This is a genomic window from Hymenobacter sp. UYCo722 (genome assembly GCF_040547115.1).
In the GTDB taxonomy this organism is placed as follows: Bacteria; Bacteroidota; Bacteroidia; order Cytophagales; family Hymenobacteraceae; genus Hymenobacter.
In genome coordinates this window covers 1-16,450 of the sequence record NZ_JBEPPC010000011.1, presented here as the reverse complement: position 1 = coordinate 16,450, position 16,450 = coordinate 1, and the positions used below count along the sequence as shown (strand labels likewise).

General features: G+C 65.9%; 11 protein-coding genes. 4 read left to right on the top strand and 7 right to left on the bottom strand.

Translation table 11 applies throughout. From position 1 onward, the window contains the following. Positions 1-86 precede the first annotated feature (86 nt). Positions 87-1,484 (bottom strand): DNA repair protein RadA, encoded by a 1,398-nt coding sequence (gene radA / locus ABIB44_RS19225; RefSeq protein WP_354586303.1) that lies wholly within the window; start codon positions 1,482-1,484, stop codon positions 87-89. Between the two features lie 86 nt (positions 1,485-1,570). After that, on the bottom strand, positions 1,571-2,278 hold the full coding sequence (locus ABIB44_RS19220) for a hypothetical protein (RefSeq protein WP_354586302.1): 708 nt from the start codon (positions 2,276-2,278) through the stop codon (positions 1,571-1,573). Between the two features lie 88 nt (positions 2,279-2,366). Here ABIB44_RS19220 and ABIB44_RS19215 point away from each other — a divergent pair, with 88 nt between their 5' ends. Then, on the top strand, positions 2,367-3,764 hold the full coding sequence (locus ABIB44_RS19215; protein WP_354586301.1) for a sensor histidine kinase: 1,398 nt from the start codon (positions 2,367-2,369) through the stop codon (positions 3,762-3,764). Positions 3,765-3,856: 92 nt separating this feature from the next. Then, complete coding sequence (locus ABIB44_RS19210) at positions 3,857-5,515, top strand: NAD(P)/FAD-dependent oxidoreductase (RefSeq protein ID WP_354586300.1); 1,659 nt, start codon at positions 3,857-3,859, stop codon at positions 5,513-5,515. Positions 5,516-5,612: 97 nt separating this feature from the next. On the opposite strand, the gene rfbA is transcribed toward ABIB44_RS19210, so the two are convergent. Together rfbA and ABIB44_RS19200 are read right to left on the bottom strand one after the other, a co-directional pair. Beyond that, positions 5,613-6,491: a glucose-1-phosphate thymidylyltransferase RfbA gene (gene rfbA, locus ABIB44_RS19205; protein ID WP_354586299.1), complete on the bottom strand. Its 879-nt coding sequence runs from the start codon at positions 6,489-6,491 to the stop codon at positions 5,613-5,615. 88 nt (positions 6,492-6,579) lie between these two features. Then, positions 6,580-7,482 carry a S66 peptidase family protein gene (locus ABIB44_RS19200; RefSeq protein ID WP_354586298.1) on the bottom strand — a complete coding sequence of 301 codons (903 nt, stop codon included), beginning with the start codon at positions 7,480-7,482 and terminating at the stop codon, positions 6,580-6,582. Between the two features lie 134 nt (positions 7,483-7,616). Between ABIB44_RS19200 and ABIB44_RS19195 the strand changes: the two genes are divergently transcribed. Both ABIB44_RS19195 and ABIB44_RS19190 read left to right on the top strand, forming a co-directional pair. Further along, positions 7,617-10,586, top strand: coding sequence for a DUF8693 domain-containing protein (locus ABIB44_RS19195; RefSeq protein ID WP_354586297.1), 2,970 nt, complete (start codon positions 7,617-7,619; stop codon positions 10,584-10,586). A gap of 124 nt (positions 10,587-10,710) precedes the next feature. Further along, positions 10,711-11,943 carry an alpha/beta hydrolase fold domain-containing protein gene (locus ABIB44_RS19190; RefSeq protein ID WP_354586296.1) on the top strand — a complete coding sequence of 411 codons (1,233 nt, stop codon included), beginning with the start codon at positions 10,711-10,713 and terminating at the stop codon, positions 11,941-11,943. Between the two features lie 80 nt (positions 11,944-12,023). Here the strand turns inward: ABIB44_RS19190 and ABIB44_RS19185 are convergent, their stop codons facing one another. The 3 genes from ABIB44_RS19185 to metX all read right to left on the bottom strand — a co-directional run bounded on the left by ABIB44_RS19185 (position 12,024) and on the right by metX (position 16,326). Further along, positions 12,024-13,745 (bottom strand): FG-GAP-like repeat-containing protein, encoded by a 1,722-nt coding sequence (locus ABIB44_RS19185; protein ID WP_354586295.1) that lies wholly within the window; start codon positions 13,743-13,745, stop codon positions 12,024-12,026. A gap of 202 nt (positions 13,746-13,947) precedes the next feature. Then, positions 13,948-15,222 carry a homoserine dehydrogenase gene (locus ABIB44_RS19180; RefSeq protein ID WP_354586294.1) on the bottom strand — a complete coding sequence of 425 codons (1,275 nt, stop codon included), beginning with the start codon at positions 15,220-15,222 and terminating at the stop codon, positions 13,948-13,950. Positions 15,223-15,297: 75 nt separating this feature from the next. Next, on the bottom strand, positions 15,298-16,326 hold the full coding sequence (gene metX / locus ABIB44_RS19175; protein WP_354586293.1) for a homoserine O-acetyltransferase MetX: 1,029 nt from the start codon (positions 16,324-16,326) through the stop codon (positions 15,298-15,300). Between the last annotated feature and the right edge of the window lie 124 nt (positions 16,327-16,450).

The window sequence follows — 16,450 nt, the reverse complement described above, 5'->3', positions numbered from 1 at the left end:
ACTTTTTTTTTGCCTACCGTAACGTTGCTGCCGGCAAGTGGACGCGCCGCACTCACGCCCACCGGCTTAAACCAGCGATAAGGACGCTAGCCAAACAAGCCATCCAGCACCTCCTCAAGCCGGCCCACGGCGTAGGTTTTCATGCCTGAGCGGGCCAAATCCAAGCTCTTACCGTTGAACTGTGACACGTACATCTCCCTGAAACCCAGCTTCTCGGCTTCGGCCAAGCGTTGGTCAAGGCGCGTCACGGCCCGGATTTCGCCGCTCAGGCCCACTTCGGCGGCCAGGCACACGTGGCCGGGGATGGGCACGTCATTCAGCGATGACACCACGGCGGCGCACACGGCCAGGTCGAGAGCGGGGTCGTCGAGGCGCAAACCGCCGGCAATGTTCAGGAATACGTCGTGCTGGCCCAGGCGCAGGCCGGCCCGCTTTTCGAGCACGGCCAGCAGCATTTGCAGGCGCTTGCTGTCGAAGCCGGTGCTGCTGCGTTGCGGCGTGCCGTAGGTGGCGGGCGTCACGAGGGCCTGCACCTCTACTAATAGTGGCCGGTTGCCCTCCAGCGTGGCCCCGATGGCCATGCCGCTCAGGCTTTCGCCGCGCTGCGAAAGCAGAATTTCGCTCGGGTTGCTTACCTGGCGCAGGCCGTCGCCCTGCATCTCGTAAATGCCCAACTCCGAAGTATTTCCGAAGCGGTTCTTGGTGGTGCGCAGAATGCGGTAGCTCATGTGCCGGTCGCCCTCGAACTGGAGCACGGTATCCACCATGTGCTCGAGGATTTTGGGGCCGGCAATGCTGCCATCCTTGGTGATGTGGCCGATGAGCATGACCGGCGTGCTGGTTTCCTTGGCAAATTTCAGGAACTCGGCGGTGCACTCGCGCACCTGGCTCACGCTGCCCGCGCCGCTCTCGACCAGCGTGGAGTGCATGGTCTGGATGGAGTCGATGACGAGCAGGTTGGGCTGCACCTGGTCAATCTGGCGGAAGATATTCTGGGTATTGGTCTCCGTCAGGATGTAGCAGCCGGGGTGCTGGCCGTCGGCCAGGCGCTCGGCGCGCATCTTTATCTGGGCTTCGCTTTCCTCGCCGCTCACGTACAAAACCTTCATTTTGCGCATACTGAGCGCGATTTGCAGCATCAGCGTGCTCTTGCCGATGCCCGGCTCGCCGCCGATGAGGATGATGGAGCCCGGCACGATGCCGCCACCGAGCACGCGGTTCAACTCGCCGTCGGGCGTGAGGATGCGGGGCTCGTCTTCGGCCAGAATATCGCCGAGCGGAACGGATTTGGCCGCTTTCTTGGTGCCACCGCCGGGCACGGTGCTGGCGGGTTTCCACTGGCCGGTGGTGGTGGCCACGGTTTCCTTCTGGATGACTTCCTCAACGTAGGTGTTCCACTCGCCGCACACGGGGCAGCGGCCTATCCATTTCGATGATTGCGCGCCGCAGGACTGGCAGAAATAAACGGTTCTGGCTTTGGCCATAGGGGGTAGATTTCGGGAGCTAAAGGGGAGCTATTACAAGGCGGCGCGGACCGAAAAAGTTGCCCGCCGGCCGGTTTTAAGCCGGTTTATTTGCCAGCGGCGGCGGCGTGAGCGTTGTACTCCTGCACCAGCTGCGGCATGTTTTTGTAGCCGGCATCGGGGGCCTGCTGCTGCACGCGGGCGGCCAGCGCGGGGTAGTCGGCGAAGGCGGCGGCCATCAGCTTGGCGAAGGCCTTGTCGGAGCGGGGCACTTCCTGAATCTCGCCCCCGGCCGGCCGCACAAACCAGAAGTATTTATCGTGCGAGCCTACCGGGATAAATACGGCCCCCACTAGCAGCGGGATGGGAATATACATGTTGGCCTTCGTGATGAAGTAGCCGTAGGTTTTGCTGGCTCCGGCGGGAGTCATGTTTTCGGCCAGCATGCCCAGCGGCTTGCCGTTTTTGCTGAGCGCATCCAGCGTATGGCCTTCCACAACCATTGTTTTGATGCGCTCGACGGCCATTTCCTTCACGGGCGGGGGCGGCAGCTGGTTGGGCGGCAGCTCGTAGCACAGCACTTTGTCGTGCATAAACAGGTCGTAGCTGGTGACGTAGCCCCGCACCTGCTTGCCGCTGACCATCGTGAAAACAACCGGCACGAAAACGATGGGCGCGTTGCGGGCGGCTCGCAGCGAATCGACGCGGGTAGCCACGCGGGCGGGCTTCTGGGCGTGTGCGGCCGAACCTAGGCCGCCGGCCAGCAGCCCCGCAAGCAGCAGAAGATGGGAGCATTTGAGGAAAATACTGGTCATCGTAATAACTTGTGGAAAGGTGGCCTGCAAGGTAGCAAGGTAGCAAGGCAGCATCCAACAAATGCCGGCCAGCCCGCGTTGTCACTCCATGCCCACCACCACCGCCCTCACTCCCGCCGACCTAGCAACCATTACTGCTTTTGCCGGCCTGCCCGCCGACACCGTGGCCTGGCTGCTGGCCCACGGCGAGGGCCGCACCTACGCCGCCGGCGAAACCATTTTCGAGCCCGGTACGCCCGCCGAGTTTATGACGGCTGTGCTGCGCGGCGGCATTCAGTTCTACGCGCAGCAGGGCGGCCAGCGCGACCCCATTTTCCGGGTCGAAACCGGGCAGGTGTCGGGTGTACTGCCCTATTCACGGCTGCGCGAAATCAAAGCCCAGGGCGTGGCCGCCGGCGAAACCGTGCTCTATTTATTGCACCGCGACCTGTTTCCGGCCCTCGAAGACAGCAGCCCCGAACTGGTGCAGCGACTGGTGGCCATCATGAACGACCGCAGCCGCGACCAGGTGCGCGCCCAGGAACGCGACGACAAGCTGCGCGCCTTGGGCAAGCTTTCGGCCGGGCTGGCCCACGAACTCAACAACCCCGCCGCCGCCATTGCCCGCGCCGCCGAAGCCCTGGCTAAGCGCGCAGCCGCCAAGCCGGCTCTGTTTGTGGAGCTGGTGGGCCATTGCCCGTCGCCCGAGGCTATGCGGAGCCTCACTGGGCTGGCCGTGGCCACGCCGGCCGCGCCCCTCTCCGCCCTGGCCCGCGCCGATGCGGAAGACGAACTAGCCACCTGGCTCGAAACCCAGGGCGCGGCCGACGGCTACTGTCTGGCCCCGGCTTTTTTGGAAGCCGGCGTGACGACCGAAGCGCTGGCGGCCACCGCCGCGCTGCTGCCCCCGGCGGCGCGCCCGGCCGCTTTTGCCTGGCTCGAAGGCCAGCTCACGACCATGCAGCTGGTGCGCGACGTGCAGGAGGCCGGCGGCCGCATCAGCAAGCTGGTGGCCGACGTGAAAACCTACTCGCACATGGACCGCGCTGGCGGCTTCGAGCCGCTGGACGTAACGGCCGGCCTCGAAAGCACGCTCAATATGCTGGGCTTTTTGCTGCGCCAGAAGAATGTTAAAGTCAGCCGTGACTACAGGGCCGACCTGCCGCGCATTCGGGGGCGGGTGAGCAGCCTGAACCAGGTGTGGACCAACCTGCTCGACAATGCCATTGACGCGCTGCCGGCGCAGGGCGGTGAGATTACGCTCCGAACCCTGCGGGAAGGGGATTTCGTGCGCGTGTTCCTGGTGGACAACGGCTCGGGCATCCCTACCGACGTGCTGCCGCATATCTTCGAGCCCTTCTACACGACCAAGCAGGCCGGCGACGGCTCGGGCCTGGGGCTGGATATCGCGCAGCAGATTATCCGGCAGCACGACGGGCGGCTGGAAGTGCAGTCGCGGCCCGGGCGCACGGAGTTTTGCGCCTGGCTGCCGGTGATGGGCAGCTAAAACACGAGTAGAACGTCATGCTGAGCGCAGCCGAAGCATGACGTTCTTGTTACCCTCCTCCCTAGTATACCCTATCCAACGAAAGCAACCTCATGGCCGCCAAGAAACCCATTATTCTCGCCGTTGATGATGACGCCCAGGTGCTGGCCGCCATTGCCCGCGACCTACGCCAGGAGTTTAGCCAGGACTACCGCATTCTGCGGGTGAACTCCGGCCCCGAGGCGCTGGCGACCATCAAGGAGCTGCACGAGAAGGAGGAGCCGCTGGCCCTGATTCTGGCCGACCAGCGGATGCCCGAGCTGGAGGGCGTGGAACTGCTCACGGCCTCGCGCGAATTCTTTCCCGATGCCAAGCGCGTGCTGCTCACAGCCTACGCCGATACGGAGGCGGCCGTGCGGGCCATCAACTCGGCCCGGCTCGACCATTACTTAATGAAGCCCTGGGACCCGCCCGAGCAGCTGCTCTATCCTACGCTGCACGATTTGCTCGCTGCCTGGCAAGCCGCGCACAAGCCGAAATACGACGGTCTGCGGCTAATAGGATTCCAGTGGTCGCCACGCTCGCACGAGCTGAAAGATTTCCTCAGCGGCTACATGGTGGGCTACCAGTGGCTCGATTTTGAAACCAACGCCGAGGGTCGCAAGCTGCTGGCCGCCAAGGGCTACGAGGCCAGCCAACTACCCGTAGTTATCTTCCCCGATGGCAGCGCGCTGGCCAATCCCACCCCGGCCGCCATCGGCAGCCAGCTGGGCATTACGCAGCAGGCCTCGCAGGAGATGTACGACGTGGTGGTGGTGGGCGCGGGGCCCTCGGGCCTAGCTGCTGCCGTGTACGGGGCCAGCGAAGGCCTCAAAACCCTGATAATCGAGCGGATGACGCCCGGCGGACAGGCCGGCACCAGCTCGCGCATCGAAAACTACCTGGGCTTCCCCACCGGGTTGAGCGGGGCCGAGCTGGCCCACCGTGCCTGGGCGCAGGCCGTGCGCCTCGGGGCCGAGTTTCTGGCCCCGCAGGAGGTAAAAAAGCTGTGTTTGCAGGACGGCTACAAAGTCCTCACCCTGGGCGACGGCACCGAAATCAGCACCCGCGCCGTGGTGCTCACCACCGGCGTGAGCTACCGGACTCTCGACGTGCCGGGTATGGACCGCCTGAGCGGCGCGGGCGTGTACTACGGCGCGGCCCGCACCGAAGCCCGCAGCTGCGACGCGCAGGACGTGTACATCGTGGGCGGCGGCAACTCGGCCGGGCAGGCAGCCATGTACCTGGCTACCTACGCCCGGCGGGTGTTCATCGTCATTCGCGGGGCCAACCTCGCGGCCAGCATGTCGGCCTACCTTATTGAGCAGATTCGTACTACGGACAATATCGAAATCCTCCCCTTCTCGCAAATCAAAGAAGTGTGCGGCCAGGACCACCTCGAAGCCGTGATGCTGGACGTGAACGGTGCCGTGGAGCAACGCCCGGCCCGCGCCCTGTTCGTGTTCATCGGGGCCAAGCCCAGCACCGAATGGATTCGCGACTTGGTGGCCTGCGACGCCAAAGGCTTCCTGCTAACGGGCCGCGACCTGGTAGCCGACCCGCGCTACCCCGAAATCTGGAAAAAGGACCGCGAGCCCTACCTGCTCGAAACCTGCGCCCCCGGCATTTTCGCGGCCGGCGACAGCCGCGCCGGGGCCATGGCCCGCGTGGCCTCGGCCGTGGGCGAGGGCAGCATGGCCATTAAATTCGTGCACCAGTATTTGGACGAGTAGTTTTAAGGTAGTAGGATGAGCGGGTATGGGGGTAGGAGTCAGGGTTATTTCCCCAACTCCTACCCCCATACCCGCTCACCCTCCTACCATAGAAAACTTATTCCTCCAGCATCAGCTGGTCGGGCAGGTTCATCAGATAGTCACCGTAGCCACTTTTGCGAAGCGGGGCGGCGATGGCGCGGAGCTGGTCGGCGGTGATGAAGCCCTGGCGGTAGGCGGCTTCTTCGATGGAGCCCACCTTTAGGCCCTGGCGCTGCTCGATAACTTTAACGAACTCACCGGCTTGCATCAGGCTTTCGAAGGTGCCCGTGTCGAGCCAGGCGGTGCCCCGGCCCAGGATGCCCACTTTCAGGGTTCCGCGCTTGAGATACTCGCGGTTCACATCGGTGATTTCGTATTCGCCGCGCGGGCTCATTTCGAGGTTTTTGGCGATTTCCACCACGTCGTTGTCGTAGAAATACAGGCCGGGCACGGCGTAGTTGCTCTTGGGCTTGGCGGGCTTTTCCTCAATGCTGAGAGCTTTTTTATCGGCGTCGAACTCCACCACGCCGTAGCGCTCGGGGTCGTGCACGTGGTAGGCGAACACCACGCCGCCCTCGGGGTTATTGTTCGATTTCAGCAGCTCCTCCAGGCCCGCGCCGTAGAAAATGTTGTCGCCGAGCACCAGGGCCACTTTTTCTTTACCGATAAAATCGGCCCCCAGCACAAAGGCTTGGGCCAGGCCATTGGGCACTTCCTGCACCACGTACTGGAAATCGCAGCCCAGGCTTTTGCCGTCGCCGAGCAGCTTTTTGAACTGCTCCTGGTCGTGGGGCGTGGTGATAATCAGCACTTCCCGAATGCCAGCCGAGAGCAGAATCGACAGCGGATAATAAATCATCGGCTTGTCATAAACGGGCATCAGCTGCTTCGAAACGGCCAGCGTGAGCGGGTGCAGGCGGGTGCCGGAGCCGCCGGCGAGAATAATTCCTTTCATGAAATCGCAATAAAGAGCAGAATAACTTGCACAAAGCTACGGCCTGGGCCGGGGTCGGGAATGGCCGCGCTTAGCAGCCTGGCCACTGCTAAGCCAATCGTGCGCCGGCGGCGCTTACTACGAAAGTGACCGGCTGGCCTACCACCAGCGCCAGGTTGTCGGCCTCGTGGCCGGTGGGAAAGCCGTAGGCCACCGGGAAATCATACATCCGGGCGTAGCGGTCGATTATCTCATAAGCCTTTGAGCCAAACGGAATGGCATTGTCGCGCATGTCGGAGAAGTGGCCTACCACCAGCCCGGCCAGGCCCGCCAGCTGCCCGCTGCGGTGCAGGTGCAGCAGCATGCGGTCGACGTGGTAGAGGTATTCGTCAAGGTCTTCGAGGAAGAGGATGCGCCCCGCGAAGCTGGCCTGCGAAGGTGTGCCGGTGATGGTCTGGAGCAGGCTGAGGTTGCCGCCTACCAACTCGCCGGTGGCCGTGCCGGGCCGGTTGAGCGGGTGCGGGCCAACTTCGATGGGCTGAAAAGGCTCGCCGAACAGCGCGCGGCGCAGGGTTTCGAGGGCCCGCTCGCCGCCGGCCTGGTGAAAGAGCACCGGCATCACGCCGTGGATGCTGGCGTAGCCCCGGGCCAGCAGGTGGGAGTTGAGCACCGTGACGTCGGAAAAGCCAGCCACCCATTTAGGGCTTTTCGCGAACATTGTGAAGTCGAGCCCGTCGACGATGCGGGCGGTGCCGTAGCCGCCGCGCGCGCACAGGATGGCCCGGATGGTGGGGTCGTCGAGCTGCTGCTGGAAGTCGCGGCGGCGCAGGTCGTCGTCGCCGGCAAACTGGTGGTGGTCGCCGGCGATGCTTTCGCCCAGCACTACTTCGAGGCCCCAGCTTTCGAGGGTGGCGATGGCGGGGGCCAGCTCAGCGGCCGATATTTTACGGGCCGGGCTCACCAGCGCCACGCGCTGGCCAGTCTGCAGGGGGGCGGGAAACTGAACGGACATAAGCGCAAGCAAAGGGGAAAAGGTCACAAATAACGCACGGCGGCGCGGCAGTCGGGCACGGGGCCAACCCCGGCGGCCGGTTCTGCGTCAAGCGAAAGCCCTACATTCGGTTTCTCATTCTTTTCCCGGTCCTTATGAAATCTCTACTCCTTTTCGGGTTGCTGCTGGTGCTTGGCCTGGCTCGGCCGGCTTTGGCCCAAATGCCCACCGACACCACCGGCGGGCGCTACTTCCAGCCCGTATTCTCCAGTGTTGCCGTGACGGCCAACGTGCAGTACGGCCAGACGACGAACTTTCTGGGCAACCCCCAGGCGCTGCTGATGGACATTTACCAGCCCACCGGCGATGCCACGGCCGAGCGCCCGGTCATCATCTTCGCCCACCAGGGCGGCTTCGTCACGGGCTCGCGCACCGAGTCGTACATGGTGGCTGTGTGCACGCAGTTTGCCAAGCTGGGCTACGTTACGGCCAGCATCGACTACCGCCTCAACCCCTTCCTGGTGATTAACACCACCGACACGACCGGGGTGAGCCGGGCGGCCATTCAGGGCATGCAGGACCTGCGGGCGGCCGTGCGCTTCTTCCGGAAAGACGCCGCCACCGCCAATGCCTACCGCGTCAGCCCCAGCCGCATCGTGGTGGGCGGAGCATCGGCCGGTGCCTTCATGGCCATCGAGGTGGGCTACCTCGACAAGGCCAGCGAAGTAACCGCCGACGTGAACCTAGCCGCCCTGGGCGGCATCGAAGGCAACAGCGGCAACCCCGGCTACAACAGCTTCCCCCTGGCGGTGCTCAACCTGAGCGGGGCCACCAACCCACCCAGCATAATCGAGGCTGGCAACGCGCCGCTCTACAGCGCGCACGGCACTTCCGATGCCGTGGTGCCCTACTTCAAGGGCCGGGTGGGCGCGGGCCTGCCACCCAAGTACGTAATGGGCAGCGGCGTGCTGAACCCCTACGCCAGCAGCGTGGGCGTGCTCAACGTGCTGCGCCGCTTCAGCAAAGCCCCCCACATTCCGCAGTACCCGGTGCAGAGCAGCAACACCGGCAGCCCCAGCTCGGCGGCCTACGCCGATACCACTTACCGCGACATCCGGGCTTTTCTGCGGCCGCTACTGGCCCCTTTTGTGGCCCCGGTGTTCCCCAGCCTGGTTATTAATACCAACACCACCGTGCCCGGCGGCAACTACCAGGACATCACCATCAACAGCGGCACGGCTACGCTGGCCGGCAACATCACCGTATATGGCACGCTGGTTATCAAAAGCCTGAGCGGCCAGCCAGCCGGCAGCCTGAGCACCAGCTGCTTCGTGGTGGACGGGCCGGGCAATTTCGACCTGCAAGCCGGCGCTTCGCTGCGCATCTGCGACCCGGCGGGCATCAGCGCCAGTGGGGCTACGGGCGCAATTCGCAACACCGGCAGCCGCAGCTTCAGCCCGGGGGCGGCATATGCCTACGCGGGCACCGGCGACCAGGCCAGCGGCACAGGCCTGCCGGGGACCGTGCGCGAGTTGGAGGTGGCCCTGCCAACCGGCAGCGTCCTCACCCTGGCGCGCCGCCTGGGCATCAGCCAGCGCCTGCTGCCCACCAGCGGCACCCTCAATAATAACCTGGGACTGACGCTGCTTTCCGACGCCAGCGGAACGGCCCTGGCTACGCTGGGTTCAGGTATCCTCACGGCGGCCCTGACGGTAGAACGCTACCTCGACCCGAGCTTGAACCCCGGCCTGGGCTACCGCCACTTGGCCGCGCCCGTAACCGGCGCTACCGTGGGCGGGCTGAACAACACGGCCAGCGGGGGCAGCTTCGCGCCCGAAATCAGCCAGGCCATGACCTATAACAACTCGGCCACACCGGGCACGACCACACCTTTCCCCAATATCTTCTTCTACGACCAGAGCCGGGTAGTACGAGCCAATGCCTACGCCCCATTCGACCGCGGCTACGAAGCCCCCACCAGCTTGGCCACGCAATTGGCCCCGGGCCGCGGCTACACTGTGAACCTGAGCGGCGGCCAGACGCTGAGCTTCAGTGGCACGCTCACAAGCAACAACGCGGCTTTCAGCACCACGCTGCCGGGCGCAGTTTCGACCGATGGCGGCTGGCACCTGCTGGGCAACCCTTTCGCCTCGGCCCTGAACTGGGATGCCGTGCCCGTGCCTGCCGGCATGGATGGTGCCATGTACATCTTCGTGAGCCGCAGCCAATACGGTGGCAACTACCGCAGCTACGTGAACGGCGTGGGCGGCGCGCCGGGTAGCACCATTCCGTTGGGGCAGGGCTTCTTCGTGCGCTCGCCGGGCGCTTCGCCCGTCACGCTCACCTTTCCCACGGCGGCGCGCATTACTGATTTTGCCGCCGCCAACGCTGCCACCGTGCAACGGCCGGCCGCCGACCCACGCGCCCGCCTGCGCCTCACGCTGGCCTCCGAAGCCACGCCGACAACTACTGATGAAGCCTTTATCTATCTCGAAGCCGGGGCCACCGCCGGCCCCGATGCCCGCTACGACGCCCACAAACTAGCCAACCCCAGCGGCCTGAACCTGGCCAGCACGGCCGTCGGCCAAGACCTGGCCATCAATGGCCTGCCGCTGCTGACGACCACCACCGTGGTGCCACTGGCCGTAGCTGTGCCCCAGCCCGGCCGCTACAACCTGGCCGCCGCCGACTTGCTGAACTTCGCTCCCGGCACCGCAATCACCCTGACCGATGCGCTGGCCGGCACCCGCACGGTCCTGGCTCCAGGCACGCGCTACGCCTTCGCGCTGGCCGGCACCACGGCCCCGGGCCGTTTTGCGCTGGAGCTGCGGCCCGGCACCGTTACCGCCGCCACCAGCGCGCAGGCACTGGCCGAGCAGGTGCAACTCTACCCGAATCCGGCGGTGGGCAGTTTCCGGCTGGTAATGCCGGCTACGGGCGCGACCATGGTAATAGCCCGCCTCAGCAACGCACTGGGGCAGGTGGTGCGCCAGCGGCAGTTGGCGGTTCCGGCCGGCCAGCCGCTAATGACCGACTTCGACGTGCGCGGACTGGCTCCGGGCGTGTACCAGCTGCACCTCGCCGTGGGCGGCACGGCGGTGGTGCGGCGGGTAGTGGTGCAGTAGGTCGTGGGGTCGCGGCTCTACATCATTCTCGCCAACCAATTCGTAATCAGCATACCATACAATGACGGGCGGGGATAAGCCCCGCTCCTACCTACACTACCCCTGAAACTTACTTCTGCTGACGATGAGAACCACCTTGCTCCTGCTACTGCTGCTCTTCGGTGTGGGCTCAGTTGCGCAGGCCCAGATTGATACCACCGGCGGCCGCTACTACCGGCCCATCTTCGCCAACGTGACCGTGACGCCGGACGTGGTGTATGGCTCGGCCGTCACCTACACTGGCACTACACAGACGCTGCTGATGGATATCTATCAGCCCACCGGCGATGTGCTGGCGCGCCGGCCAGTCATCATCTTCGCCCATCAGGGCGGGTTTCTGGCCGGCTCGCGTACCGATGCCTACATGGTGAACATCTGCACGCGAATGGCGCGGCTGGGGTACGTCACGGCCAGCATTGAGTACCGGCTGGGCTTTCAGATTACGGGCTTCCCACTGCCAGCGGCCGATACTGTGGGCGTGGCCCAGGCCGCTGTGCGTGGCATGCAGGACTTACGCGCCGCAGTGCGCTACTTCCGGAAAGACGCGGCCACCACCAATATGTATAAGGTGAACCCGGCCTACATCGTGGCGGGCGGCTCATCGGCCGGGGCTTTCATGGCCTTGGAAATCGGCTACCTCGACAAGGCCAGTGAGGTGCCCGCTTACGTGGGCCTGGCCGCATTGGGCGGCATCGAGGGCAACAGTGGCAACCCCGGCTATCCCAGCGCGGTGCTGGCTGTCCTCAACCTGAGCGGGGCCACCGAAAACCCCAGCCTCATCGAGGCCGGCAACGCGCCGCTACTCAGCGTGCACGGCACCGCCGATGCCACCGTGCCCTACTTCCAGGGCCGGGTGGGCTCGCTGCTGCCGCCCAAGTACGTGTATGGCAGCGGCCGCCTGAATCCGCGCGCCACGGCCTTGGGCATCCGCAATACGCTGGTGCGGCTGTCGCGGGCCGGCCACATCCCCTTCGAGAGCAACGCGGCCTACGCCGACACCACCTTCCGGGCCATCCGCGACTTTTTGCGGCCCAGCCTGGGGCAGGCGGGTACGGTGCTGGCCGCCCGGGCGGGCAATACCCCGCCGGCCGCCCGGGCCCTGGCCTACCCCAATCCGGCCGACGACCAGCTGCGCCTGCTGCTGCCCGAGGCCTGGCCCCTGCCCGCCCAGGTGCAACTGCGCGATGCCACCGGCCGCCTGGTGGCCACGTTCAGCCCCACCACCCGCGCGCTGGCGGTGCCGCGCGGGAGCCTGCCCGCTGGCTTGTACCTGCTCACGGTGCCCGGCCAGCCGCCGGTGCGCGTTGAGTTTCGGTAGGGTTTGGGCCTAATCGTTTCCGACGCAAAAGGGCACGCCATTGGCCTGCCCTTTTGCGTGCTGCAAGCGTAGCGGCCGGTTTATTCTACCGTCAGGCGCAGGGCCTGCCCGGCAGCTCGCACCATGTAGAGGCCCGGGGCCAGGCCGGCCATGTCCAGCGTGGCGGTGCCGGCCTGGGCGGGCACGGTGCGCGCCACCCGGCCCAGGGCATCAAGTAGTTCGGCGCGGGTAGCGGCGGGCGGCAAGGCCAGCGTTACCCGGCCGGTGGCGGGATTGGGGTAGGCGGCCAGCATGGCGGGCGCGGCGAGGGTAGCGCGGCCGGGGGCCGTAGCCAACGGGCCGGTGCCGCCGTTCAGGCGAATGCTCACGACGTTGCCCCCCGCGCTGGGCAGCAACAGGTCGAGGTCGCTGTCGCCGTCCACGTCGGCCAGCACGGTTCGAAAGGAACGCAACGCGCCGCTTACCTGCGGGCCGCTGCTAAAAGCGCCCAGGCCATCGTTCAGAAACACGCGCACGAAGCTGGTCGTGCTGTTGTCGTCGTAGGCCACCAGCAGGTCGGGGTCGCCGTCGGCGTCTAAGTCGCCCAGCACCAGCTCGGCGGGAAAGAAGCCCACGGTCAGGCCCAGGCTCGCGTTGAACAGGCCGCTGCCGTTATTGAAGTAGATGCGAACGCCGGTGCTCATCAAGCTGCCCACCGCAAAGTCGACATCGCCGTCGCCGTCTACGTCGCCGGTGGCCAGTGCCCAAGCGGCTACGCCCACGCCCACGTCCGGGCTGCTGCCAAAGAGGCCGGCACCGTTGTTTAACAGCACACTCACTGTGCTCACGTTGGGGTTGCTGGCCAGCACGTCCAGGTCGCCGTCGTTGTCCAGGTCGGCCAGGGCCACGCGGGCGGCGTTGCCGTTCAGGGTCAGGTCCTGGCTGCCGCCGAAGGTGCCGCTGCCGTTGTTCAGCCGCACGCTCACGCTGCCCATGAAGATAAAGCCGCGGTTGGCCGTCACCAGGTCCAGGTCGCCGTCACCGTCCACGTCGCCCAGGGCTACGTCGCCGGGTGCCAGCCCCACGCTCACATTCTGGCTGCCGCTAAACACGCCGGTGCCGTCGTTCAACCGCACGCTCACACTCGTGCCGATGCCGTTGTTGTAGTCGGGTGCCAGCAGGTCGAGGTCACCGTCGCCGTCGAGGTCTCCCAGCGCCACGCTGAGGGGGCTGCCCGACACGGCCACGTTGTGGCTGAAGCGGAAGGTACCAGTGCCGGTGTTCAAAGCCACCCCCACCAAGCCGCTTGCCGCGTTGGCCGTCACCAGGTCGGGGTCGCCATCGCCGTCCACGTCGCCCAGGGCGGCGGCGGCGGGGCCTCCGGCTACCGCCACATCTGGAGCATTGGCAAACGTGCCGCGCCCGGTGCCACCCACGGCCGCCGTGAATTGCCCCACCTTCGGGGTGGCTAGTGCGCCCGTACTGCTGGCCGCCGCCCTCGTCACGGTGTACTGCACGGTTTCGCCGGGCCGGAAGTCGTAGGCCGTGGGTGCAAAGGTGAGTGTGTTGCCGGCCACGACGGCCGTTCCCCCGCCGCGCAGCCCACCCCGCTGGCTGCTGAATATTTTGAGGGCTCCGGCCGAGCCCGCCGTGAGGGGCTGGCTGAAGGTGGCCGCTACGCGGGCAGTGCGGGGCACGGCGCGGGCATTGGCGGCGGGCGTGAAGCTGGTGAGGCTGGGAGCCTGGCCCCGGGCCGGGCCGCCCGGGGCCAGCAGCAGCAACCCACTGGCTGCCCCAATGGGCAATAAGTAACGATTCAACATAGAAGCAACAATGAAAAGAGCGGAGCAGGGGACTCCACCTCACCGGCAGCGGGCGAGATAGCAATAAAGCTACACCCCGGCCAACGCCTGGCCGCCGCCGCCGGCACCACCTGTAGCGGAGCGCCCGCTCGCTTCTCCGCGTTGCACGACCGCCTAACGGAATGCGAACGACACCTACGCCAAGACGCGAAGGGTCGTGCCGCTACATATTAACCACTTCAGCAACCGGGTAGTGGTGGTAATCAGTGGCCCCCGCCACCTCCCCTGCCCGCACCTCCCCGCGCCGGGCCACAAACACGTTGTTGGCCCGTAATTCATCGCGCCATTGCAGCAGGCGCGGCAGCGGCACCGTGCCGGTGGCGTAGCTGCCCGCATCGTCGGAGTCCTGCGCTTCGGTGGGTAGTTCCAGCCACGCCAGCACCTCGCGTAGGGTGCCGGCATCGGCGTGGCGCAGGTACACGTCCAGGGTCAGCTCGGCGGTGGGCGGCACGGCGGGCGCGGTGGCGCGTTTGGCGTAGCCGTAGCGCAGGCCGCGCCGCAACGCCAGCACGTCGGCCAGCACCGCCGAGCCGGTGGGGTGCCCGCCCGCGCCACGCCCACGCAGGAACTGCGGGCCGGCGTACTCGCCCTCAATCAACACCCCGTTGAACTCGTGCTCGACGGTGAACAGCGGCGACTCCGGCCCCAGCAACTGCGGCGTGACCAGCGCCGTCACGTGGCCATCAGCCAGGCGCTGCAGGCTGGCCACCACTTTAATTTTCTGGCCCCGCGCCGCCGCGTAGGCCATATCGGCGGCGCTCACGGCCTCAATACCCAGGTTCAGCACTTCGTTGGGGTTCAGGAAAATGCCATAGGCGTGGGCTGCCAGTATCACCGCCTTCGAGCGCGGGTCGAATGCGCCCATGTCGAGCGAAGGGTCGGTTTCGGCGAAGCCCCTGGCCTGAGCCTCGGCCAGCGCCGGGCCATAGTCCGAGCCCTCCTCGCTCATGCGCGTGAGCACGTAGTTGGACGAGCCGTTGAAGATGCCCCGCACCGCCCGCAGCGGCTCGTGGCTGAAGTAGGCATCGAGCGTCCGGATGACCGGGATGCTGCCGCACACGGCCGCTTCATACAGCAGCGTGCCGCCGTGCTGCTGCTCCAGCTGCACCAGCTCGGGCAGATGGCGGGCCAGCATGGCCTTGTTGGCCGTTACCACGCGCCGACCCTGGCGCAGGGCCGTGCTCACCAGCCGGAACGCCTCGGCCGCGTCGTCGATAACTTCGACCAGTACGTCGAGCCCGGGGTCGGCCAGCAGTTCGTCGGCGTGGTAAGTGAAGTGCTCGGCGGGCAGCGAACGGGGCTTGACCGGGTTTTTCACCGCAATGCGCGCGGTAACCAAACCCAAGTGGGGCTGCTGCTGCAGGATGTCGTAAAAGCCCTGTCCCACGCAGCCAAAGCCAATGAGGCCGATGCGCAGGGGGTGTTTGTCAGAATCCATTCGGTTCGTTATCGTGAAGCAGAACGTCATGCTGAGCGCAGCCGAAGCATGACGTTCTATTAATTATCAGTTGATTTAATGCACGAACGTGGGCGCGTAGAACCGCTCCAGAAAGTGCGTAATGGCGGCCGTTTCCAGCAAAAATCCGTCGTGTCCGTAGCGCGAGTCCAGCTCGGCGTACATCGCCCCGGGAATGTGCGCCGCCAGCTCGCGCTGCTCGTTCAGCGGGAACAGCACGTCGGAAGTAATGCCCAGCACCAGCGTGCGCGCCCCGATGCGGGCCAGCGCCGCTGGCACTCCACCCCGGTTGCGGCCGAGATTATGCGAGTCCATGCTGCGGCTCAAGGAAACGTAGCTGTAGGCATCGAAGCGCGACACCAGCTTATTGCCCTGGTAGCGCTGGTAAGTGCTGGCGCGGTACTCGCGCAGCAGTTCATCGTCGGTGGGGTCGGTCTGGGTTTCGGCGTAGGCCGCGTAGCTGCGGTAGCTGAGCAGGGCAATGGCGCGGGCGGCGCGCAGGCCGTCGTCGCCCCCACCGGGCTGGCCGTCAGCGTAAGTCGGGTCGGCCTCGATGGCCAGCCGCTGGGCTTCGTTGAAGGCAATGCCCCAGGCCGAGTGCCGGGCGTTGGTGGCAATCACAATCAGGTGGTCGAACAAATCGGGCCGCAGCACGGCCCACTCCAGCGCCTGCTGCCCGCCCAGCGAACCGCCAATCAGCGTGTTGATGTCCATGATTCCCAGCTCCTCGCGCAGCGCCTCATGGGCCGTCACCAGGTCGCGAATAGTGAGCAGCGGGAAATGCTGGAAGCGGGCCTGCCCGGTAGCCGGGTCGGCATCGAGCGGCCCCGTGCTGCCGTAGCACGAGCCCAGCACGTTGGCACACACGATAAACCACTCGGCGGGGTCGTAGTAGCAGCCCGGGCCCACCAGGCCCGGCCACCAGGCCAGCACGTCGGCGTTGGCCGTGAGGGCGTGGCACACCCACACCACGTTGTCGCGGTCTTCGTTGAGCTGGCCCCAGGTCTGGTAGGCTACGTGCGCCCCGGCCAGGGTTTCGCCACTTTCCAAGGCCAGTTCGGGGAGGTGAAAAAGATGGTCTTTCATACTTGTTCTGTCGTTGTTTCTCGCGGAGGTGGGGGGGGGGGGGGGGGGGGGGGGGGGGGGGGGGGGGGGGGGGGGGGCGGGGGGGGGCGGGGGGGGGGGGCGCCCCCCCGCGCGGGAGGGGAGA

Excerpts from the sequence above, each read along its gene's own strand:
- radA (WP_354586303.1), bottom strand. The coding sequence starts at position 1,484 with ATGGCCAAAGCCAGAACCGTTTATTTCTGCCAGTCCTGCGGCGCGCAA.
- ABIB44_RS19220 (WP_354586302.1), bottom strand. The coding sequence starts at position 2,278 with ATGACCAGTATTTTCCTCAAATGCTCCCATCTTCTGCTGCTTGCGGGG.
- ABIB44_RS19215 (WP_354586301.1), top strand. The coding sequence starts at position 2,367 with ATGCCCACCACCACCGCCCTCACTCCCGCCGACCTAGCAACCATTACT.
- ABIB44_RS19210 (WP_354586300.1), top strand. The coding sequence starts at position 3,857 with ATGGCCGCCAAGAAACCCATTATTCTCGCCGTTGATGATGACGCCCAG.
- rfbA (WP_354586299.1), bottom strand. The coding sequence starts at position 6,491 with ATGAAAGGAATTATTCTCGCCGGCGGCTCCGGCACCCGCCTGCACCCG.
- ABIB44_RS19200 (WP_354586298.1), bottom strand. The coding sequence starts at position 7,482 with ATGTCCGTTCAGTTTCCCGCCCCCCTGCAGACTGGCCAGCGCGTGGCG.
- ABIB44_RS19195 (WP_354586297.1), top strand. The coding sequence starts at position 7,617 with ATGAAATCTCTACTCCTTTTCGGGTTGCTGCTGGTGCTTGGCCTGGCT.
- ABIB44_RS19190 (WP_354586296.1), top strand. The coding sequence starts at position 10,711 with ATGAGAACCACCTTGCTCCTGCTACTGCTGCTCTTCGGTGTGGGCTCA.
- ABIB44_RS19185 (WP_354586295.1), bottom strand. The coding sequence starts at position 13,745 with ATGTTGAATCGTTACTTATTGCCCATTGGGGCAGCCAGTGGGTTGCTG.
- ABIB44_RS19180 (WP_354586294.1), bottom strand. The coding sequence starts at position 15,222 with ATGGATTCTGACAAACACCCCCTGCGCATCGGCCTCATTGGCTTTGGC.
- metX (WP_354586293.1), bottom strand. The coding sequence starts at position 16,326 with ATGAAAGACCATCTTTTTCACCTCCCCGAACTGGCCTTGGAAAGTGGC.